Source organism: Nocardia sp. NPDC051756, from assembly GCF_040681495.1.
Lineage (GTDB): Bacteria > Actinomycetota > Actinomycetes > Mycobacteriales > Mycobacteriaceae > Nocardia.
This window is the reverse complement of the sequence record NZ_JBFAYV010000002.1, coordinates 173,450-194,415: the sequence shown is the minus strand read 5'-3', so window position 1 is coordinate 194,415 and position 20,966 is coordinate 173,450. Positions and strand designations below refer to the sequence as shown.

Genomic DNA, 20,966 nt, shown 5'->3' with positions numbered 1-20,966 from the left:
TGGCCGCCTCGGCAGCAGTTGCCGTGCAGCTCGACGGAGCCCGAAGCTGACCTTCCCCGGGATGTCCCGGGACCTCGGACGGGGAAGGTCGCCCCGTCGCTGAGGTCCCGCTCGACATCGTCGGGCACATTCGCTCGTGCCCGCCAGGCAAACCAGGAAGAAACATGTCCAAGCAGACCTATGTCCGCACCAAGCCGCACCTCAACATCGGCACCATGGGCCACGTCGACCACGGCAAGACCACGCTCACCGCGGCGATCACGAAGGTGCTCGCCGAGCGGGGCGGCGGCAGCTTCGTGCCGTTCGACCGGATCGACCGCGCCCCGGAAGAGGCGCAACGCGGCATCACCATCAACATCGCGCACGTCGAATACGAGACCACGACAAGGCATTACGCGCATATCGACATGCCGGGTCACGCCGACTTCGTGAAGAACATGATCACCGGGGCGTCCCAGCTGGACGGCGCGATCCTGGTGGTCTCCGCGCAGGACGGGGTGATGCGCGGCCTCGCGCATTCGCGGCTCGCAAGCGCTCTGAGCAGACCGCCGAGCACGTGCTGCTGGCCCGGCAGGTCGGCGTCGAGCACATCGTCGTCGCCCTGAACAAGGCCGACGCGGGTGACCCGGAACTGCTCGACCTGATCGAGCTGGAGGTCCGTGAACTGCTCACCGCCCAGGGATACCCGGGCGCCGAACTCCCGGTCGTCCGAGTCTCGGGGCTGCGGGCGCTGGACGGCGACGAGCGGTGGACCGCCGCCTTGATCGAGCTGTTGGACGCGATCGACACGCACGTGCCGACGCCCGTCCGCTACACCGACGCGCCGTTCCTCCTGCCGGTGGAAAACGTCCTCACCATCACCGGTCGAGGCACCGTGGTCACCGGCGCGGTGGAGCGCGGCCGGGTCCGGCTCGGCGATCGGGTGGCCCTGCTCGGTCTGGACGACGAGCTGAGTTCGGTCGTCACCGGCGTCGAAACCTTCGGGCGCACGATGGAATTCGCGGAAGCGGGGGACAATGTCGCGCTGTTGCTGCGGGGCATCCAGCGCGGTCAGGTCCGGCGCGGTCAGGTGGTCGCCGAGCCCGGCAGCGTTGCCGTGCACAGCAGGTTCACCGCGCGGGTCTACCTGCTCGGCACCGCGGAGGGCGGGCGGCGCACGCCGATCACCACCGGTTATCGCCCGCAGTTCTACATCCGCACCGGTGACGTGGTCGGTGACGTGACGTTGCCCGGTGACACGCGGATAGCGATGCCCGGTGACACGGTCGATCTGACCGTCGAGCTGGGTCGTCCGACCCCGGTGGAGCCGGGTCTCGGCTTCGCCATCCGCGAGGGCGGGCGGACCGTCGGGGCGGGCACCGTCCTGACCACCGGCTAGCGGTTCGGGGCTGGGCGCGGGGACCTGTACGGGTCCCCGCGCTCGGTCTCGGCGTTCGTCATGTGCCGCTCGCCGCGTGGGTCGGTTGCGCGTGTTTCGCGGGTCTCGGCGGCGGGTCGATGGGCGGGGTCGCGCCGAAGTGGGTGCGGATCTCGTTGCAGGCGGCGATGATTCGGTCGATGTGCTGGTCGGTGAGGCCGGCGTGCAGGCCGAAGCGGACGAGGCTGTGGTTGCGGGCGGTGGTCGGCGGGCACAGCAGGGTGCCGAAAATGCCGCGCGCCTCCAGGAAGTCGCGCATGGCCATCGCTCGCGCGTCGGGTCCGCCCTGTAGCGCGACGATGTGACTGGCCGAGCCCTCCAGGTCGAATTCGAGCGTGGTGAGCGCCCGGCGCACCATGGTGGACAGCTCGCGTAGTCGTTGCCGTCGCCAATTGTCCAGGCGGATCACTTCGAGTGTTGCCGCGAGGCCGGCGATTTCGTACGGCAGCAAGGTCGAGGAGAATACCGCGGGCTGGGATTCCAGCTTGAAGTAGTCGACGAAATCGATGCTGTTCGCGCCGATGAACCCGGCGCGGGCGCCGAAGGCCTTGGCCAGGCTGGCAATTCGGTACGGCACCCGTTCGGTCAAGCCGAGTGCCGCCACCATGCCCGCGCCGGCCGGTCCGTCGGTGCCCAGCGCGTGCGATTCGTCGACGACGAGCACGCTGTCGGTTTCGTCGGCGGCGTCACAGATCTGGGTCAGCGGACACCGGCTGCCATTGGTGCCGTAGATCGCGTCCACCGCGATGATTCCCGGCCCGTGCGCGCGAATCTGCTCGCGCAGATGGCCGGGAAAGTTGTGCCGGAACGAATATATCTGCGCACCAGCCGCTTTCGCGCCGTGCCAGAACGACATGTGCGCGAATTGATCGATATAGACCGGTGTTCCGGGGTCCGCGATCGATTGCAGCAGCCCGACCTTCGCATCCCACCCGGATTGACAGAGAATCCCGGCGGGCGCGCGCAGATGGTCGGCGAAGGTGCGTTCCAGCGCAACCTGTGGATGATTGGGAGGCAGGTAAGCACCCGAGGAAAATCTCGGCGAATACGCCGCCCGCAGCGCGGTCCTGATCGCGTGGGTGATCCGCGGATCGGCGGCCAACGCCAGATAGTCGTTGCTGCTGAGCACGATGTCGCCGAACGCAGGCGCGCGGCCGTGCAGGATATGCCGCCCGCCCCAATGCCCGGCAAGCCTTTCCGAATGAAATCTCTCGACCCGCAAGCGGATCCGTTCCGCAACCGTCGGCCCCATGAAACTCCTTTCGCCACCAACAGCTACTCCAGAGCACACGCACCCCGATTGAACCATCGCCCCACCCACCCCGGGTCATATTGAACAACTTGACGGTTGACCACTAATTCATCCGCTGACGTTCGCCGCCAAAGAGATTGCCGCGTCGCTATCTGTCTGGATTGGCAATATTTCAGCAATCATTTTGTCGATGTTCCTGCGTCCCGGGCGAACTCGGTAGACAGCGGCTCGCGGTGTGACGTCCGATGCCCGGCTGGATCGTGGCAGGCGCGGCTCGAGGTAAATCTTATGCTTCTGAACACAGGCATTAAGGGCCTGAATATGCTTCACGAGTCCTGCTTGGTCGACTATGCTTGTATTCGCAGGCATAAGGGATCGATGGTGGCCGATTTGTGAGCAACTCGTCGTTAGGCATGCGCTGGCAAGCATAAGGAGTGGCAGATGGCAGTCCCTCGACGGGTCAAACGACCCTCGACCGGCAGTGTCGCGGATGCGTTCATCGCCCGCAGGCATGAGCTGCGCCTGACCCAGGCCGACTTGGCCGATCTCGCGGGCGTCTCGCGATCCAGCGTGCAGGCGCTGGAGGCAGGCCAAGCGTCGGTTCGATTGTCGCTGGTTCAGGAGATCGCCGCCGCCCTCGGCTGCGACCTCATATTGGCGACTCGTTCCGGCGTGCGGATCGCCGGCTGATGGCCTTCTCCGCGCTGCGCGGGGTCGACGCGGCCGACGTGTACAAGGGCGATCGGCTGGCCGGCTCGCTGCTCCGGCATCGCGACCGAGTCGAATTCCGTTATGCCGCGGACTATCTCGATGACCCCGGTGCGCCCGCGTTGGCCTGGACCATACCGAAGGACTCCGGTCCGGTCGAAGCAACCGGCGGCAGCGTGCCACCGTTCTTCGCGGGATTGCTGCCGGAAGGAGTCCGCCTGCGCGCTGCGATCGACGGCACCAAGACCTCGCCCGACGACCATTTCACGATCTTGCTCGCGGTCGGCGCGGACGCGATCGGGGATGTGCGCGTGCTGCCTGCCGGAGTGGAGATTCCGATACCGTCGGTGGTGTTCGATCCTGGCGATTTGGTCCCGGACCTGCACGACCTCTTCGGGCAGATCTCCGGACCGCGTTCGCTCAAGCTGGATCCGCGGGGGTTGCCCGGTGTGCAGGCCAAAGTCTCGGCGCTCGAATTCAGCGTGCCCATCGGCACCGCATCCGGCTCGGCGATCCTCAAGCTGGCCCCGCGGGACGGCTTTCCGCAGTTGGTCGAAAACGAGAACTTCTTTATGAGCTTGGCGCGGGCGTGCGGTGTGCCCGTTGCCGACCATCGGGTGCTGCATGACGCGCAGGGCACGGCAGGTTTGCTGGTGACACGCTTCGATCGAACAATCGGCGCGGGTGGTGAGGTGGTGCGGATCGCCCAGGAGGACGCTTGCCAGGTGCTCGGCTTGTACCCGGCGGCGAAGTACCGGATGAAGACCGAAGTCGTCATCGCCGAACTCGCGCGCAGGTGCGAAGCTGGCGGTGGGTCCGCTCGGCTCGTGACGCTCGAGGCGTTGCGTCTGGTCGCTTACTCGTACGCCATCGGCAATGGCGACTTACACGGAAAGAACTTCTCCATCTATGCCCCGAATGGTCGGTGGGCACTGACGCCGGCTTACGACTTGCTGTGCACCCAGCCGTATCTCAGCTGGCGTGACCCGATGGCACTCGATCTCTACGGGCGCGCCAACAAGCTCACCCGCGCAGTGATGATCCAAGCGGCCGAACGGCTTTCGGTGCCTCGGCGGGCCATGGAGCGGGCCCTCGATCGGATCGTCGAGGGGGTTTCGGACGGGGCCGAGCGGATATCTGACATCGGATTCGCCGACAAGCACAGCGCCATGTTGGCGGCGATGCTTGGTCGGCGAATCCGCGAGCTTTCGTAACCGAAGGTCAGCGGGTGGCGCGGGGGGCGCCGGGGCCGGGGTCGATTCGGGTGGGGCCGGTGGGGGTGGGGGTGATGGGGAAATCGAAGATGGCGGTGGGGATGTAGACGGTGGCACAGGAATTGGGGATGTCTACTACGCCAGAGAAGCGGCCTTCGATGGGGGCGGCGCCGAGCAGGAGGTAGGCCTGTTCGGGGGTGTAGCCGAACTTGGTGAGGTAGTCGATGGCGTGCAGGCAGGCGCGTTCGAAGGACAGCTGCGAGTCGAGGTAGCGCTGTTCGCCGTCGAGGGTGACCGAGGTGCCCGAAAAGGCCAGGTATTCGGAGTAATTGGGGCCGGAGTTGCCGGGCATGAAGATGGCGTTCTCGGCGACGCCGTAGAGCTCCATGCCGTTCTTGATGAGATCGACGCGCAGATCGATGAATCCGCCCATCTCGATCGCGCCGCAGAAGGTGATCTCGCCGTCGCCCTGGGAGAAGTGCAGGTCGCCGACCGAGAGGTGCGCGCCGTCGACGAACACCGGATAGAACACCCGGCTGCCCCGGGTGAAGTTCTTGATGTCCTGGTTGCCGCCGTTCTCCCGCGGCGGCGCGGTGCGCGCGGCATCGGCGGCGACCCGGTCGAACTCGGCCCCGGACAGCGTGCCGAGGATGGCGTCGCGCGGCTCGGGCGGCAGCGCGAGCGGCGGCACCCGGTGCGGGTCGGTCGCGATCAGCGCCGCTTCGCGCGCGTTCCACTTCGACAGGAGCGCGGCCGACGGCGCGGTGCCCATCAGGCCGGGGTGGGTCATCCCGGTGAACTTCACCCCGGGAATGTGCCGAGAAGTGGTGGTCTGCCCGCTGAAATCCCAGATCGCCTTGTACGCGTCGGGGAAGTGTTCGGTGAGGAAGCCGCCGCCGTTGTCGGTGGCGAAGATGCCGGTGTAACCCCAGCCCTGCCCGGCCAGCGGGCCCGTGTCCTCCTGCGGGATGGGCCCGATGTCGAGAATGTCGACGATGAGCAGGTCACCGGGCTGCGCGCCCTCGATCGCGAACGGGCCGGACAGGCAGTGCACCGTGCTGAGCGGCGCGTTCAGCACGTCCTCGGCGGAGTCGTCGTTGTGGATGGCGCCGTCGAACCACTCGCGCACGTGCACCCGGAACTCCGCGCCCGGCTTGACCGTCACCGCGGCGGGAATGTCGGGATGCCACCGGTTGTGGCCGACGTGCTGCTGCTCGGTGAACCGCTTGCCGGAATCGAGTGGGAACAGTAACTCGGGCATCGTGTGTCCTTCGGTATCAGGGGCGGGGAAGCTTGCGGTGCAAGGGGTTTCGGGTCACCGGCACGGACTTGCGCGGCGGCGCGGAAACCACCGGCGGCTCGCTGGCGGTGCGCTGGGTCGCGTCGATGAGCCGGGTGGCCGCCGATCCCGGCCGGATCAGCGCCGCGACGCCGAATTGGCGTTTGCTGTTCGACGCGCAGTCCGGGCACGGCGCGGCGGCAGGCACGTCGGCCATCGCGAAGGCGAGATCGAAGCCGCCGCAGGCGCGGCAGTGGAACCAGTAGAGGGGCACGGGGACCTCATTATTTTCATTTGAATATGTTTCGTATGACGACGATACAAAGGCAGGCAGGTCGCCGCAGCGAAACCGCAAGGTGAAGTTCGTGTTACGGGCTCAGGAGTTGAGTTCGGCGCGCACGCTGAATTCGAGCAGGTCGGCATCGGCCAGATAGACCGGCTGGGTGGTGTGCGCGCCGCGCACCCGCACCTCGCCGCGCGGGCCGCCGTAGCTGACCCGTGGCGCGTGGCGCTCGATGGCGCGCAGGTCGAGGCTGCGGGCGGATTCGGCGAGCGAGGCGAACAGCAGCAGCCCCTCGTAGCAGGATTCGCCGATGTTGTTCAGCGCGGGCGCGGCCGGGCCGTACTCGCGCAGATAGCGCGCACCGAAATCCATGCCCGCGGACGACACGACACTCTCGAAATACCCACTGGCGGTGAACAATCCGCGCGTGCTGTCCGCGCCACCGGCGTACAGCACATCCTCGCCGATCATCATGCTCAGCCGCAGCCTGCTGTCGTCCAGGCCCGCTTCGGCGAAGGCGCGATTGAATGCCGCGCAGTCCGCGCCGACCATGAACAGCAGAACGCCTTGCGCCGGCGAGCGATGAATAAGCTCCAGGGCCTGGCGGAAGTCGCGCCCGCCGAGCGGAACGAAGGTCTGCCCGACAACGTCGATATCCGTTGTCGCCGCGAATTCCACAGCTGCCCTTGCGGTTTCCCGAGGCCACACATAGTCGTTGCCGACCACGCACCAGCGGCGGATGCCGTGCTCGGCGCGCAGCCAGCGCAGCGCGGGGAACAGCTGTTGCTCCGGCGTCTCGCCGACCATGTAGACGCCGTCGGAGTCCTCGCCACCCTCGTAGAACGTGGTGTAGATGTAGGGCACCCGGCCGGCCGTATGCGGCGTGATCACCTTGCGCGCGTTGGACAGATGCCAGCCGACCACGCCGTCGACCATGCCGGTGCTGACCATCCGGTCGATCGTCGCGGCGAGCACGGGCAGTGGTGCGCCCGCGTCTACCGGGTGCAGCCGGACCGTTCGATCGAGAATTCCGCCGGCGGCATTGATATCCGCGACGGCCAATGACGCACAGGCCTCACAGGAGGGCCCGAACATGCCCGCGGATCCACTGCGCGGCACCACCAGTGCGATGTCCACCGTGGAGCGACGAAAACCGTAGCGCGACAACGGAATCACCACCGTATATTTCCATTTGAATATTAACCATACGGGGTTGGATATAGTACTGCCGTGGACAATAGCACCGCCCCCGCCGCGCTGGAAGAATTGGCCCGGCTGGTGCGCAGGGCGTCGCAGGAACTCGACCGGGCTATCGCGACCAGCCTCGGCGAGAATTCCGTCGTGCGCTGGCACGCCCTCGCGGCGGTGGTGGACGGCGTCGGCTACCCGATGTCGCACCTCGCGGAGGCCACCCTGCTCACCGGTGCGAACCTGACCCGGTTGATCGACGGGATGATCGCGGACAACCTGGTGCACCGCAAGGTCGACGACACCGATCGCCGCCGGGTGCTGGTGTTCCCGACCCGTCGCGGCGTGCTCGCCTTCCAGGCGATGAACCGCGCCGTCGCCGCCAGCGGACTCGACGCGCTGGCCGCGAACAATGCCCGATTGGCCAAGTCACTGGCCGGCCTGGTCGACCAGTTGCACACCGAACCCGTTACCACGTAACCCGTCGCCGCGCATCGATACCTGACGCGTCGGGGAATTCCCTGATGGCGCACCGGCCCGAACGCGGTAAGACTGGTGTGCATGACTTCGCAAGCTTTGGGTTCCGACACCGCTGACCTGGCGGTTCCGACCGATGTCGCGGCCCGTGCGATCGACCTGGTCAAGGTCTACGGGTCGGGAGATACGCAGGTCCGGGCGCTGGACGGCGTGTCGGCCGAGTTCGCGAAGGGAGAATTCACCGCGATCATGGGGCCCTCCGGCTCCGGCAAATCGACGCTGATGCACTGCCTGGCCGGGTTGGACAGCGCGAGCACCGGGACCGTCCGGATCGGCGATACCGACCTGGCGGGCCTGTCCGACAAGCAGATGACCCGGTTGCGGCGTGACCGGATCGGGTTCGTCTTCCAGGCGTTCAACCTGGTGCCGACGCTGACCGCGCTGGAGAACATCACGCTGCCGCTGGACATCGCCGGCCTCAAACCGGATCAGGACTGGCTGGACACGGTGCTCAAGCGGCTCGGCCTCAACGACCGGCTCACCCACCGACCGAGCGAGTTGTCCGGCGGGCAGCAGCAGCGTGTGGCCTGCGCGCGGGCGCTGGCGGGCAAGCCGGAGATCATCTTCGGCGACGAGCCGACCGGCAACCTGGATTCGAAGGCCTCCGAGGAGGTGCTGTCCATCCTGCGTGCCGCGGTGGACGAGTTCGGGCAGACCGTGGTGATCGTCACCCACGAGCCGCACGCCGCCGGCTTCGCCGACCGGGTGATCTTCCTGGCCGACGGCAAGATCGTGAACGAAATGCGGAATCCGACCTCGGACACCGTGCTCGACCGGATGAAGGCGCTGGAGCAAGCCTGATGAGTGGAAGTCCGATGCGGAAGGTTGCGCTACGCAACCTCGCCGCGCATAAAGTGCGCCTCGCCCTCACGCTGCTATCGGTGGTGCTCGGCACCGCGTTCATCGCGGGCTCGTTCGTGTTCACCGATACGTTGCAGCGCACGTTCGACGGAATCTTCGCCGGTCAGGCCAAAGGCGTCGACGTGCGGGTGAGTCCCAAAGAGCGGCAGGCGCAAGGGGTTCCGAACAACATCGTCGACGAACTCCAGAAGTACCCCGGGGTGCGCACGATCGCGCCGAGCGTGAACGGCGTCCTGGTGCTGCTCACGCCGGACGGGAAGAAGGCGATCCAGACCGGCGGCGCGCCCACCTTCGGGCAGTCGTATCTGCCGCCGGAGCGGGCGGTCGCCGAGCCGAACAAGTTCGTCCAGGGCGTGCCGCCCGCGAAAAGCGGTGAGATAGCGCTGAATACGGGCGGCGCCGAGCGGGCCGGGTTGAAGATCGGCGATCACACCAAGCTGATGATCCCGTCGCAGGGCGATCCGATCGATGTGACCCTGACCGGCATCTACCAAGTGCCCTCGGACACGGGCGGATTCATCGGCGTCCTGTTCGACGACACCCAGGCGCGCAAGTTGTTCACCGACGGACTGCACGTGGCCTATGTCGATGTCGCGGCCACCGGGATCCCAGGTGATCAGTTACGCGACAACCTGATCAAGGACCTGCCGAACTACAAGGTGCAGAACGGCGATCAGGTGCGCGCGGACCTGAAGAAGGACGTCTCCAACGCGCTCAACTTCATCAACTACTTCCTGCTCGCGTTCGGCGCGATCGCGCTGATCGTCGGCACGTTCATCATCTACAACACCTTCTCGATGATCGTCGCGCAGCGGCTGCGCGAACTCGCGTTGCTGCGCGCGGTCGGGGCGAGCCGGCAACAGGTCGGGCGCTCGGTGGTCGCGGAGGCGTTCGTCATCGGATTGGTCGGCAGCGCACTGGGATTGGCCGGCGGCATCGGGTTGGCGTTCGGCCTGTCCGCGGCGCTCAACGCGTTCGATCTCGGGCTGCCCACCGGGTCGATGACGGTGTTGCCGCGGACCATCGTGGTCGGGTTGCTCGTCGGTCTCATCGTGACAGTGCTCAGTGCCTACGCGCCTGCCCGCCGGGCGGCGAAGATTCCGCCGGTCGAGGCCATGCGGGAGGAATTCGCTTCCGCCGGTGACTCTTTGCGGATCCGGACGCTGGTCGGCGCGCTGCTCGCGGTGGCGGGTGCGGTGCTCGTCTATGTCGGCGCCCAATCCACCGGCGGGAACGCGGCATTGACCGTCGGGATCGGCGCGTTGGCGCTGATCCTCGCGGTATTGCTGGCCGCGCCGGCGCTGTCGCGACCGGTGGTCGGTGGGCTCGGGTTGCTGACTCGCCCGTTCGGGCCGATCGGGCGGATGGCGCGCAACAATGCCGCCCGCAACCCACGCCGCACGGCCGCAACGGCTTTCGCGCTCACCCTCGGGCTGATGCTGGTGACCGCGATCGGGATGCTCGGCGCCTCGGCGAAGGCGAGCGTCGGGGTGCTGGTGGACAAGGGCGTGCGGTCCGAATACGTGCTGGCCAGCCAGCAGTTCGTCGGGGTGCCGTTTGGTGCCGCCGACGCGGTGCGCAAGTCGGTGCCCGGCGTCGCCGATGTGGTCGGGCTGCGCGGCGTCGGCTTCAAGATCGGGGACGATCAGGTCGGCGGCACCTCGCCGGACGGGCGGCTCGATCAGGCGCTGAACTACGAAATACTGCGTGGCTCAGCGACTCTCGGCGACCGGGACATGCTGGTGTCCGAGGACGAGGCGAACAAGCGTGGCTGGCGGGTCGGCCAGGAGGTCTCGCCGACCAGTTTCGACGGCAAGAAGGTTCCGCTGACCGTCGCCGGCATCTACCGCAAGACCCCGCTGCTCGGCGCGCTGGTGGTGTCGCCGGTGGTCTACAAGGAAGTGGTGCCGGTCAACTTCCAGAGCAATGTCGTCGTGCTGGTCACCGCCAAGCCGGGCGCGAACCTGACCGAGATGCGCAGCGACCTGGAGAAGGCGGTCGAGCCGTTCCCGGTGGTCCAGGTGCAGGACCGGGAGGAATTCAAAGGCGCGCAAGGCAAACAGATCAACACGCTGCTCGCCATCCTCTACGGCCTGCTCGCCTTGGCGGTGGTGATCGCGATCCTCGGCATCGTCAACACGCTGGCGCTGTCGGTGGTGGAGCGGCGGCGGGAGATCGGCATGCTGCGCGCGGTCGGCATGCAGCGTTCGCAAGTGCGTCGAACTATCTATCTGGAATCCATGCTGATCGCGGTCTTCGGGGCGATCATCGGCATGCTGCTCGGGTTGGGTCTCGGCGTGGGCTTCCTGCGGACATTGCGCGATCTGGGGCTCGATCAGATCGCCATCCCGTGGTCGCAGCTGGTGCTCGTCCTGGTGAGTTCGGCCGTGGTCGGGGTGCTGGCCGCGCTCTGGCCCGCGGTCCGGGCGGCCCGGACCCCGCCCTTGGCGGCCATCGCCGACCTGTAGCGCAGCGCTGTCCGGCGGGCCCCGATTCGTCGGGGCCCGCCGTTCTGCTATGCGGAATCGACTGGCCCGCAGCAGGTCCGGGATGGTGCGGCGAACCGTGGTGTCTGTCCCGTCACACCGTGCTGAAGTTGGCCGGGAGATGATGCTAGGTTAAACGGAGGATGTAGCTCCGCTTAATTGCCGGGATCGGCCTGGTTCAACGGGGAAGGAGGCCGCGGGCAATGGTGGCTGTGGGTCTTGGCGGGCCAGGTGTGGGATTCGAGGTCGCGCCGGGCGGGATCGTCGAGCGGATGCGGGCCGCGGTGCACGGCCGCGGCGGCGAGGCGGTCGGGCAGCTGGTGCTGATCACCGTGCTCTATCTCGGTTATCGGGTCGGCCGGATGGTGACCGCCGACGACACCGTGCGCGCGTTCGGCAACGCCCGCGGACTGCTCGGGCTGGAGGATCGGCTCTGGTTACCCGAGGAGACGACGTTGCAGTCGGTCTTCGTGCGACACGACTCGTTCGCCGTGCCGGCCAACTTCTATTACGCCACCGCACATTTCACCGTCGCGGTGGCGGTTCTGTTGTGGTTGTGGGTGTTTCGGCCCGAACACTATCGCTGGACGCGGAACCTGATGGTGGCGTTGACCGCCGCCGCGCTCGTGGTGCACGTCCTGGTGCCGCTCGCGCCGCCGCGCATGCTGCCGGAGTACGGCTTCGTCGATCTGGCCGCCGTGCACGGCCAATCCGTGTACGGCTCGGCCGAATCCGGCGGTCTGTCCAACCAATTCGCCGCGATGCCGTCGCTGCACGTCGGCTGGGCATTGCTGCTCGCCTTCGCGGTGGTCGCCGCGACCCGCACGCCGTGGCGCTGGCTGGCCCTGGCGCATCCGGTGCTGACCACCCTGGTCGTGGTCGGCACCGGCAACCACTACTGGCTCGACGTCATCGTTGCGATCGGTTTGCTGGCCGTGTCCGCGCTGCTACACCCGAAGCTCGTCCCGACCGCAGCGACGGCCTGGGGCATCATGGGCCCTGTGGCCGTGAAACCCCTCGTGACCAGCTGAGAATTCGTCGCGCGACGGTCGGTCGAACCAGGCTCGCCGCCGCATCCGCTGTCGTAGGATCTCCTGAGCTGTCCGGTTCGCCCGTTCAGATAGGAGCCCGATGGAATTCCTCACCACGCTCTCCACCCTGCTCGGCATCGCCTTGCAGTTGATCAACCTGGTCTCGGCCATCTCCAGCCTGTCGGGGTGAGCTGGGCGCTCAGAAATTGCGAATGTTGTGCTCGGTCAGGTCGGTTGCGTGTTTGGCAAGAGTGCGGAAGTCGTTGTCGTCATGCAGCACAGTGAGGCCGTGATAGGCGGCCGTTGCCGCGATGATCAGATCCACGGCCGAGGCGCTGCGGTGCTGGCCTTGCCGTGACATGCGGTACTGCGCGGCGTTGATCCATGCGCCTGCCTGCTTCGGTACCGATACGTCGGGATAAATTCGCGCGAACATCTCATTGATCTCGTCGAACTCCTGCGCATCGCGCGCGCTGTAGAGAAACTCGGAGCGCTGTGCATAACAGGAACCGACGGTCTGCGCGACGATGGCTTGTTCCCATGCCGCTTGAATGGCCGGGTCGGCGAGCAGGCGGACCAGCCCGGAGGTATCCAGTAGGTAGATCACCGATCGCGGTCCGCTTTCTCGGCGTGATGCAGTCGTTCGGCATCCGCTACCGCACCCCAGGTGCGGGCGCGCTCGAAGTGCTCGCGGACCAGGGCGGCGCGTTCCTGCTGTTCCGCGTAGAAGCGGAGAGCCAGGTTGACTGCCTCTTTCTTGGTTCGGACGCCGGAGAGTGCCATGGCCTGCGCGAGTGCATCGTCGTCCAGGTCGATTTGCGTCACCGTCATGGCGCACCTCCTCGATGTTGGTGATGTACATGCGAGCATACATGACCAACATCAGCTGTGGCTTGTGTTGGAGTTGGCCCAGGCTTGCAGGTCGCCGCGGTCGAGGGCGACGGCGAGCAGGGCGGGGAACTTGTCGGGGGTGCAGGCGAAGGCGGGGACGCCGAGGGCGGCCAGGGCGGCGGCGTTGTCGTGGTCGAAGGCCGGAGCGCCCTCGTCGGACAGGGCGAGCAGGACGACCACCTGGACGCCGGATTCCTTCATGGCATTGATCCGGCGCAGCATTTCGTCGCGGACGCCGCCCTCGTACAGGTCGGAGATGAGCACGAACAGCGAATCGGTGGGACGGGTGATGAGGGTCTGCGAGTAGGCGATGGCCCGGTTGATGTCGGTGCCGCCGCCGAGCTGGGTGCCGAACAGGACGTCGACCGGGTCGTCGAGTTTGTCGGTGAGATCGACGATCTCGGTGTCGAAGACGACGAGCGAGGTCTTCAGCGAGCGCATGGAGGCGAGCACCGCGCCGAACACGGAGGCGTAGACGACGCTGGCCGCCATCGAGCCGGACTGGTCGATGGCGAGCACCACGTCGCGTTGCACCGCTTGGGCTTTGCGGCCGTAACCGACCAGCCGCTCGGGCACGACGGTGCGATGCTCAGGCAGATAGTTGGCCAGGTTCTTGCGGATGGTGCGGTCCCAATCGATGTCGCGCAGCCGCGGGCGGGAGACGCGCGCGGCCCGGTTCAACGCACCGGAGACGGCGGCGACGGTCTGCGCGGCGATGCGCTGCTCGATCTCGCGCACCACCTTCTGCACCACCAGGCGCGCGGTCGCCTTGGTGGTTTCCGGCATCACCCGGTTCAGGCTCAACAGGGTGCCGACCAGGTGCACGTCGGGTTCGACCGCCTCGAGCAACTCCGGTTCCAGCAGCAGCTGGGTGAGGTTCAGCCGCTGCACCGCGTCGCGCTGCATCACCTCGACGACGGTCGAGGGGAAGTAGTTGCGGATGTCGCCGAGCCAGCGGGCCACCCGGGGCGCGGAGCCCTCGAGTCCGCCGGAGCGTTTACCCGAGCTGCGTTCGTCGTCGTTGTACAGCGCCGACAGCGCGCGGTCCATCGCGACATCGTCGCCGTCGCCGAGTCCGCCGAGCCCCTCTTCGGCGGCGGCGCCGAGCACCAAACGCCAACGCCGCGCCTGTGTTTCATCGACCGCGTTCATACCGGAACTCCTAGGATCTCCGCGGCGGCACGCAGGGCGATGCTGCCGCGGGTGAGGTCGAAACCGCCGCCCTCGTCGGCGGTCCGGCTGGCGATCGCGCCGCCGTCGCGCACCGCGCGGCCGATCGCCCGGCGCTCGCCGGACTCGAACGCGCCGAATGTCCTGCGCAGCAAGGGGAGTGTCTCGACGAACTGGTCCTCGCGCAGCGCGCCGAGCCAATCGTCGATGAGGCGCAACAACTCCCGGTCGTGCACCAGCAGCAGCCCGCGCCCGCCGAGGAATCCGTCGACCCAGGCGGCCTTCGCGGCGGCGGTGTTGCCGACCGACAGGGCGGCGGAAAGCCGACGGGCGGAATCGGTTTCGTCGATGATGCCCGCGTCGGCGAGCACGCGGACCGCCCGGCCGACGAGCGCGCCGTGCACGTCGTCGCGGTCGGCGAGTTTGCCCAGCGCGCCGAGCCATTCGCCGGTGGCCCAGCCGTCGTCGCGGGTGCTGATGGCGGTGTGGGCGGCGTCGAGCAGGGTGCGGAATTCGGTGGCCGCGTCGGTGTCCAGGCCGGTGACGGCACCGGGTAGGCCCGCGCAGATGCGGACGAGCAGGCCGTCGGCCACGTGGGCGAGGGCCTTGGTGTCGGTGCCACGGACATCGCCGTAGCGCAGCGTCCGGACGAGCCCGGGCAGGGCGGCGAGCAGGTGGGTGATGTCGTGGTCCAGCGCGGCGGCCGATTCCAGCCGGGTGATCAGGCCGTCGGTGGCGCCGCCGAGATCGGCCAGCAGCGCGACCTCCAACGCGGCCGAGAGGTCGCCGACGGTGCTGTCCGCGCGGCTCGCCGTGTCCAGGATCTTCGCCTCGGCGGCGGTGCCGATGGTGGTGCCCCAGCGGGACGCCTCGATGATCGAGATGGCGTACTCCGGGCGCCATTCCAGCGTCCAGGTCTCGCGGAAGGTGCCGGTGCTGCGCACCTCGCTGGTGGTGAGCGTGCCCCACGGGATGTCGAGCACGCGCAGCCGGTGCAGCAGGCGGGAACGCTCGACCTCGCGTTCCTTGCGCAGGTCGAGATCGAGGACCCGGGACAGCGCCTCCTGTTTCATCCGCAGCGTGCGGATCCGGGCGCGCAGGTCGGCGTCGAGCGGGACGGTCGGTGTGCCCTCGGGCACGGTGCCGAGCGCCTCGCCGACGACGAGTTCGTTGACGACCAGCCGCAGCATGGTCTCGTCGCCCGCGCACATCACCGCGCGGGTGGCCTCGGTGACCTCGGACAGCCCGGCCAGCGGGCGGTCACGCATCGCGGCGAGGGTGTCGGCGAGCCGGACCGCCTCGATGATGTGCGCGCTGGACACCGGCAGATCGTGCGCGCGCAGCACGCCGGCCACCTTGGTGAGCCAGCGGACGATCGGCCGCTCGGTCTCGGTGAACAGGTGGTGGTACCAGCCGGGGGAGGTGATGCCCGCGCCGTAACCGGAGATCGTGGACAGCCGCGAATGCGTCCACGGCACCCAGGTCAGTGTGGCCTTCGTCTTCGGAAGTCCCTTCAGCAGCCGGGTATCCGCGGCGGCGGGGCCGAGCTTGCCCGTGAGCGCGGGGGCGTGCCAGGCGCCGCAGACCACCGCGAGGCGGACCGCTCCGTCTTTGAGCGCCTTGCGCATCGTCTGCCGCATGTACGCCTCGCGGCGCAGCGTGTGCGCGTCGATGCGGAGGGGCTCGAGCCGGATCGGTTCCAGCTCGAGGACGTCGGCGGTGGCCTCGGCGACCGAGTTGGTGCCTGCCTCCCACCCGTCGTCGTCCGTCCGCTCGGCCTGCGGTGGCGAATCATGTTCGCCGGCATCGAGATCCGCCGAAGCCTGCTCGGCGCCTTCGCGCAGCGCACCCATCGCCTCGGTGATCGCATCGAAAGCGGTGGCGTCGGGGGCGGATTCGACGACCGCGTCCCACCAGCGTTCGGCGTCGTCGTACCCGCCCGCCGCGGCCAGCTCGGTCAACGGATCGAACCGGTCGCCGGGCTCCTCCTCGGCGGCGAGCACCATGGTGGCGGGCAGGTCGCAGAAACGAACGGGCACATCGTGTTCGGCGGCATAGCGCAGCGCCTGCCACTCCGGCGAGAACACCGCGTACGGCCAGAAGGCCGCCTTCGCCGGGGCATCCGGCACATAGGCGAGCAGTGCCACCGGCGGCGCCATCCCCTCGGCCGCGACGTATCCGACCAGCGGATCGGCGTCCGCGGGCCCCTCGATCAGAATCGTGTCGGGCTGAAAGGCCTCCAGCGCCAACCGAAGTGAGCGCGCGGAACCCGGCCCGTGGTGGCGGATGCCGAACACGCGGGTCTGCGTGCCGCCGTCCGCCGACGCGCCGTTCTGTGCTTGCGTCATGGTGTCACCCCCTTCTCCTCTACCTGGTGGTTGCGGTCGTCACCCGGAGATCTCGCGGCAGGCCCGGTAGAAGTCGGACCACTCCGGCCGTTCGCGGACAACGGCTTCCAGGTATTCGGTCCACACGACGGCGTCGGCGACCGGATCCTTGATCACCGAACCGAGCACGGCGCCGGCGATGTCGGCGGCCCGCAGCACGCCGTCGCCGAAGTGGACGGACAACGCGATCCCGTTGGTGATCACCGAGATGGCCTCGGCGGTGGACAGCGTGCCCGAGGGGGACTTGAGCTTGGTGCGGCCGTCGGCCGTGATGCCGGAACGCAATTCGCGGAACACGCGCACCACCCGGCGCACCTCCTCGGCCGCGGCGGGCACCTTCGGCAGTTCCAGCGAGGCGCCGAGTTGTTCGACACGGCGGCTGACGATGGCGACCTCTTCGTCCTCGCTGGCGGGCAGCGGCAGCACCACGGTGTTGAACCGGCGGCGCAGCGCGGAGGACAGCTCGTTCACGCCGCGGTCGCGGTCGTTGGCGGTGGCGATGACATTGAAGCCCTTGGCCGCCTGCACCTCCGTGCCGAGTTCCGGTACCGGCAGCGTCTTTTCGGACAGCACGGTGATCAGCGCGTCCTGCACGTCGGACGGGATGCGGGTGAGTTCCTCGACCCGGGCGATCGAGCCGGCGCGCATCGCGGTCATCACCGGCGACGGCACCAGCGCGCCCTCGCTCGGCCCCTCGGCGAGCAGCCGCGCGTAGTTCCAGCCGTACCGGATCGCCTCCTCCGCGGTCCCGGACGTGCCCTGCACGAGCAGCGTCGACTCCCCGCAGATGGCGGCCGAAAGATGTTCCGAGACCCAGGTTTTGGCGGTGCCGGGCACGCCGAGCAGCAGCAGTGCGCGGTCGGTGGCCAGGGTCGCGACCGCTACCTCCATGAGCCGGCGCGGGCCGACGTACTTCGGGCTGATGACCGTGCCGTCGTCGAGGGTGCCGCCGAGCAGGTAGGTGACCACCGCCCACGGGGAGAGCCGCCAGGACGGCGGGCGCGGGCGTTCGTCGGCCGTGGCGAGGGCGGACAGTTCGTCGGCATAGGCCTGTTCGGCGTGCGGACGCAGCAGGTCGGGCGTCACGTCGGTAGTGGTCACTGCAACTCCTCGAGCATCATCGAGCGGTGGTTGAGGTCGTGGGCGAGCTGATCGAAGGCTCGCTCCCAGGTGGGATCGCCGCACCGGCGGGCCACCACGGCGGCGGCGCTCGCGGTGCCAACGGGTAGGTGCACCGACGCCGCGGCCAGCAGCGAGCGGTGCGCGTTGGGGGTGTTGCCGTGCGCTTCGGGCCGGCGCGCGGCGGCGCGGGCCCGTTCGAACAGCAACAGAATCAGGTGCTGCGCCAACGGTTCCGGCCACGGATGCCCCATCGCCGGCAGCAGCGCCTCGATCTCGGAGAGCCAGGAGCCGTCCAGGTCGAGCAGGTGGCGGGTGCGGTCGGCCTGCGGCAGCAGGGCGAACAGCTCGCGCCGGCGCAGCATGGCGACGTCGGTGGGCACGCCCGCGTCGAACAGCGCCCGCGCCCATACCGAATCGTGCTGGGCCAGTGCGGCATCCACCCAGCCGTCGAACACCGGCTGGCGGAAGCGGTCGTCGATGGTCACCTTGACCGCCTTGTCGGGCGCGCCGAGCACGTTCGCCCAGTGACCGAGCGGTGTCGCCGCGACCAGCTGGCGCAGCCTACCCGCGGTGACATCCGGTGCGCCGCCCCAGCGATAGGTGAACTCGACGCTGCGGTCGGTGATGCCGTCGCGATGCGCGGGCGGATCCAGCGTATCGGGCAGGGCGACAACAAGTTCGGTGTGCAACATCCGGTGCTCGACGCGCAGCCAGTCGTTCGCCCGCCGCGTCATGCGGTGCGCGAGCGCCGAATCGGGCAGCAGGGTCAGCAGGCCGGCGGCGGTCCGCCGGACGTCGGAGCGCCGATCGTCCAGTCCGGCTTCCAGCAGCGGTTCGTCGGCCAGGGAGATCCCGTCGGCGAGTACGGCGAGCAGCTCCGCCTTCAACGGACCCGATTCCTTCGGCCAGGCCGTGGCGAGCGTCTCGCGTGCGGCCTCGGCGTCCCGGCGGCGCAGCTCGGCCAGCCAACCCCGGCGCTCGGGCGGCTGCCCGAACTGCCAGGCCTCTTCGGTGGGCGCCGCAGCGGGCTGCTGACGCACCAGGTTTCGCCACTCCGGATGCTGGCTCGCCAGCCACCGGCCGCGGGTGCCGGCCAGGCGCAGCAGCGGCTCGCGCAGCTCGGCGTTGCTCTTCGCCTGGTCGAGCAGTTGCCCGCACAGCGCGTCCGGCGCGCGATAGTCGTACGGCGTTGCCGCGGTGAACCATTCGGGCAGGAACGGCGACTTCTCCCGCAACATCCGGGCGAGGCGACCGGCGGCGACGTGCGGCAGCATCCGCCGGGGATCGTCCTCGGCGGGCTCGGGCGCGGTCGCGGTGGCCGCGCGCACCCCGCCGCGGGCGAAAACGTCTTGCAGCGCGGCGGATTCGAGCAGGCGCAGCGCCGGATCGGCTGGTAGCCGGTCGGCGGCCGCGGCGATCGGCGCGGCGAGCCCGGTGAGATCCGGCGGGCGGCGGGCGGTGCCGAGCAGCGCGACGGAGGTGAGGTCGGCCGCGTTGGCCGACTGTGCCGCTCGGGCATTCGGCGCGCTCCGGCCGACCGGATCGAGCCTGGCCAGATCGATCACGTCACCGGCGTTGAACACCGAGACCGGCACCAGGCCCTCGCCGGTCCATTCGGCGGCGATGGTCACCGGATGACCGCCGGACACGCCGAGCAGTCGCCACGGCTGCTCAGTGGGCGCCACCGGCAGCGCGGTGCCATCGGATTCGGCGATGTACCAACCACTTTCGGTGTGTACCGGGATCACGTCGACGAGCAGCACCGGCCATCCGCGCAGCCACGGATCGGCGCCGAGCGCCGTCGCGTGATCGGCGAGCGCGGCGGCGATCGTGCCCGGCCGGTCCGGATCGGCCGGCAACGTGGTGAAAGGCTCCGGCGCGCCGTGGCGTTCGCCCCACAGCGCGCGCAGCGGCGCGGCGCCGGGGTAGTAGTGCAGGTCCGCGTCGGCGAGCAGGCCGAGCGGCGGCACGTCCGCGGGGAAGCCCGGCGAGCCGAACGAGTGGTCGACCACCAGGGCCCAGCGCCGAGATTGCCTCCCGTACAACCAGGTTCGCCGGGTGTAGAGGCGTTCGTCCTCGGTGATCCGCAGGCCGAGCACCATCCACCGGTCCCGCACCGCGGGCTCGGTGCGCACGGACTCGGCGGGATTCGGATAGCCGACGTGCGTGCGGACGCTGGCGCCGAGCTCGGGCGGTAGCTCGTCCAGGCGGCGATGCGCGGCGACGAGCAGGTGCAGCCTGCCGTACTCACGCAGCACCACCTCTGGCCAGTCCGACCTGGTCACCACGGCGGTCGGCAGCTGGCGCAGCGCCGAGGCGACCCCGGGCGCCTGGGCGTCGACCATGCGCGCGGCGATCGTCTCGAAGGCCCGGTACGAGCGGTCGGCCTGCGCCAGACCGGTGCGCACCTGATCGCCGAGCCAGACCTCGAGTTCGGCCAGTCCCGCGGTGACCCGCACCCGCCGCTGTTCCGCGGTGGCCGGATTCGAGGTGCGGGCGCCGGCCTCGGCCGCCGGTTTAGTGGCCTTGGCGATCCGGCCGCCGATCCAGCTCCCGGCGAAGTCGACGATCGCGGGCGCCTCCTCGACCCGGCCCGCCGCCCACTCGAGCAACAGCGAGAGCGCGTGCTTGCACGGGAACTTGCGGCTCGGACAGGAGCACTTGTACGCGGGCCCGGACAGATCGATGATCGTCTGATAGGGCTTGGCGCCGCTGCCCTGGCACAGTCCCCACAGCGCGATGTCGTGCTGTCCGGTGCCGCGCCAGCGACTCGCCAGTTTCCGCGCGGCCGACAGCGAGCTCGCGTCCGGCGCGAGCGCCGTGACCTGGTCCTCGCTCCAGCGCGTCATGTCTTCCCCCGTTCGTCGGTTGACCGGATTTCTACCGCAGGCCACCGACAAGTGCCGATCCGGCCGGTGTGTTTCGCACGGAAATTGCTGCGGCGTGCCGGTTTTCACCGCTGAAAACCTCTTGCGTACATTGTTGTTCTCTGGCATTCTGTTCTGTTCGGCTCGACCGAACCATCCAAATCGGGTGATACACCATCGAGCTGCCCGTCGGGGCTGGCGAGGGGTGGACATCGAGGCGCGGCCCCAGCCGTTTCGATGGCCATATCCATCCCCGCGGGCAGATTCGCTGGT

16 protein-coding genes and 1 pseudogene are annotated in these 20,966 nt (G+C 68.6%); 7 read left to right on the top strand and 10 right to left on the bottom strand.

Going from position 1 to position 20,966, the window contains the following annotated elements:
• Positions 1-164: 164 nt before the first annotated feature.
• A pseudogene (tuf, locus tag AB0M22_RS06915) lies at positions 165-1,378 on the top strand (elongation factor Tu).
• Between the two features lie 58 nt (positions 1,379-1,436).
• On the opposite strand, the gene cqsA reads toward tuf, so the two are convergent.
• A complete protein-coding gene (gene cqsA / locus AB0M22_RS06910; RefSeq protein ID WP_364722061.1) occupies positions 1,437-2,669 on the bottom strand; it encodes an alpha-hydroxyketone-type quorum-sensing autoinducer synthase in 1,233 nt (410 codons plus the stop codon).
• Positions 2,670-3,110: 441 nt separating this feature from the next.
• On the opposite strand from cqsA, the gene AB0M22_RS06905 reads away from it, so the two are divergent.
• The gene (locus AB0M22_RS06905) at positions 3,111-3,359 is read left to right on the top strand and encodes a helix-turn-helix domain-containing protein (RefSeq protein ID WP_364722059.1); all 249 of its coding nucleotides are present in this window, start codon (positions 3,111-3,113) and stop codon (positions 3,357-3,359) included.
• Positions 3,359-4,591 (top strand): HipA domain-containing protein, encoded by a 1,233-nt coding sequence (locus AB0M22_RS06900; RefSeq protein ID WP_364722057.1) that lies wholly within the window; start codon positions 3,359-3,361, stop codon positions 4,589-4,591. Before AB0M22_RS06905 ends, AB0M22_RS06900 begins: the two co-directional genes overlap by 1 nt.
• 7 nt (positions 4,592-4,598) lie before the next feature.
• Here AB0M22_RS06900 and fmdA read toward each other — a convergent pair whose 3' ends face one another.
• The 3 genes from fmdA to AB0M22_RS06885 form a co-directional block, all read right to left on the bottom strand.
• Entirely contained in the window at positions 4,599-5,852 is a 1,254-nt protein-coding gene (fmdA, locus tag AB0M22_RS06895; RefSeq protein ID WP_364722055.1) for a formamidase, read from the bottom strand.
• Between the two features lie 16 nt (positions 5,853-5,868).
• Positions 5,869-6,144 (bottom strand): FmdB family zinc ribbon protein, encoded by a 276-nt coding sequence (locus AB0M22_RS06890; protein ID WP_364722053.1) that lies wholly within the window; start codon positions 6,142-6,144, stop codon positions 5,869-5,871.
• Between the two features lie 102 nt (positions 6,145-6,246).
• A complete protein-coding gene (locus AB0M22_RS06885) occupies positions 6,247-7,332 on the bottom strand; it encodes a substrate-binding domain-containing protein (protein WP_364722051.1) in 1,086 nt (361 codons plus the stop codon).
• 51 nt (positions 7,333-7,383) lie between these two features.
• Here AB0M22_RS06885 and AB0M22_RS06880 point away from each other — a divergent pair, with 51 nt between their 5' ends.
• The 4 genes from AB0M22_RS06880 (at position 7,384) to AB0M22_RS06865 (ending at position 12,256) form a co-directional block, all read left to right on the top strand.
• Positions 7,384-7,821, top strand: coding sequence for a MarR family transcriptional regulator (locus tag AB0M22_RS06880; RefSeq protein ID WP_364722049.1), 438 nt, complete (start codon positions 7,384-7,386; stop codon positions 7,819-7,821).
• A gap of 81 nt (positions 7,822-7,902) precedes the next feature.
• Positions 7,903-8,679, top strand: coding sequence for an ABC transporter ATP-binding protein (locus AB0M22_RS06875; RefSeq protein ID WP_364722047.1), 777 nt, complete (start codon positions 7,903-7,905; stop codon positions 8,677-8,679).
• A gap of 14 nt (positions 8,680-8,693) precedes the next feature.
• A complete protein-coding gene (locus AB0M22_RS06870; protein ID WP_364722045.1) occupies positions 8,694-11,207 on the top strand; it encodes an FtsX-like permease family protein in 2,514 nt (837 codons plus the stop codon).
• Between the two features lie 221 nt (positions 11,208-11,428).
• Positions 11,429-12,256 carry a phosphatase PAP2 family protein gene (locus AB0M22_RS06865; RefSeq protein WP_364722043.1) on the top strand — a complete coding sequence of 276 codons (828 nt, stop codon included), beginning with the start codon at positions 11,429-11,431 and terminating at the stop codon, positions 12,254-12,256.
• A gap of 199 nt (positions 12,257-12,455) precedes the next feature.
• Here the strand turns inward: AB0M22_RS06865 and AB0M22_RS06860 are convergent, their stop codons facing one another.
• From AB0M22_RS06860 to AB0M22_RS06835, 6 genes are read right to left on the bottom strand one after another with little or no spacing between them, the layout of a single operon-like run.
• Positions 12,456-12,863: a PIN domain-containing protein gene (locus AB0M22_RS06860; RefSeq protein WP_364722042.1), complete on the bottom strand. Its 408-nt coding sequence runs from the start codon at positions 12,861-12,863 to the stop codon at positions 12,456-12,458.
• Positions 12,860-13,087 carry a type II toxin-antitoxin system VapB family antitoxin gene (locus tag AB0M22_RS06855; RefSeq protein ID WP_364722041.1) on the bottom strand — a complete coding sequence of 76 codons (228 nt, stop codon included), beginning with the start codon at positions 13,085-13,087 and terminating at the stop codon, positions 12,860-12,862. The genes AB0M22_RS06860 and AB0M22_RS06855 overlap by 4 nt, the downstream gene beginning before the upstream one ends.
• 51 nt (positions 13,088-13,138) lie before the next feature.
• Entirely contained in the window at positions 13,139-14,299 is a 1,161-nt protein-coding gene (locus AB0M22_RS06850) for a VWA domain-containing protein (RefSeq protein WP_364722038.1), read from the bottom strand.
• Complete coding sequence (locus AB0M22_RS06845; protein ID WP_364722036.1) at positions 14,296-16,665, bottom strand: DUF5682 family protein; 2,370 nt, start codon at positions 16,663-16,665, stop codon at positions 14,296-14,298. The genes AB0M22_RS06850 and AB0M22_RS06845 overlap by 4 nt, the downstream gene beginning before the upstream one ends.
• 39 nt (positions 16,666-16,704) lie before the next feature.
• The gene (locus AB0M22_RS06840; protein WP_364722034.1) at positions 16,705-17,805 is read right to left on the bottom strand and encodes an AAA family ATPase; all 1,101 of its coding nucleotides are present in this window, start codon (positions 17,803-17,805) and stop codon (positions 16,705-16,707) included.
• Positions 17,802-20,675: an SWIM zinc finger family protein gene (locus tag AB0M22_RS06835; protein WP_364722032.1), complete on the bottom strand. Its 2,874-nt coding sequence runs from the start codon at positions 20,673-20,675 to the stop codon at positions 17,802-17,804. Before AB0M22_RS06835 ends, AB0M22_RS06840 begins: the two co-directional genes overlap by 4 nt.
• Positions 20,676-20,966: the final 291 nt, after the last annotated feature.

Excerpts from the sequence above, each read along its gene's own strand:
- AB0M22_RS06835 (WP_364722032.1), bottom strand. The coding sequence starts at position 20,675 with ATGACGCGCTGGAGCGAGGACCAGGTCACGGCGCTCGCGCCGGACGCG.
- AB0M22_RS06845 (WP_364722036.1), bottom strand. The coding sequence starts at position 16,665 with ATGACGCAAGCACAGAACGGCGCGTCGGCGGACGGCGGCACGCAGACC.
- AB0M22_RS06905 (WP_364722059.1), top strand. The coding sequence starts at position 3,111 with ATGGCAGTCCCTCGACGGGTCAAACGACCCTCGACCGGCAGTGTCGCG.
- AB0M22_RS06850 (WP_364722038.1), bottom strand. The coding sequence starts at position 14,299 with ATGAACGCGGTCGATGAAACACAGGCGCGGCGTTGGCGTTTGGTGCTC.
- cqsA (WP_364722061.1), bottom strand. The coding sequence starts at position 2,669 with ATGGGGCCGACGGTTGCGGAACGGATCCGCTTGCGGGTCGAGAGATTT.
- AB0M22_RS06870 (WP_364722045.1), top strand. The coding sequence starts at position 8,694 with ATGCGGAAGGTTGCGCTACGCAACCTCGCCGCGCATAAAGTGCGCCTC.
- AB0M22_RS06875 (WP_364722047.1), top strand. The coding sequence starts at position 7,903 with ATGACTTCGCAAGCTTTGGGTTCCGACACCGCTGACCTGGCGGTTCCG.
- fmdA (WP_364722055.1), bottom strand. The coding sequence starts at position 5,852 with ATGCCCGAGTTACTGTTCCCACTCGATTCCGGCAAGCGGTTCACCGAG.
- AB0M22_RS06900 (WP_364722057.1), top strand. The coding sequence starts at position 3,359 with ATGGCCTTCTCCGCGCTGCGCGGGGTCGACGCGGCCGACGTGTACAAG.
- AB0M22_RS06855 (WP_364722041.1), bottom strand. The coding sequence starts at position 13,087 with ATGACGGTGACGCAAATCGACCTGGACGACGATGCACTCGCGCAGGCC.
- AB0M22_RS06865 (WP_364722043.1), top strand. The coding sequence starts at position 11,429 with ATGGTGGCTGTGGGTCTTGGCGGGCCAGGTGTGGGATTCGAGGTCGCG.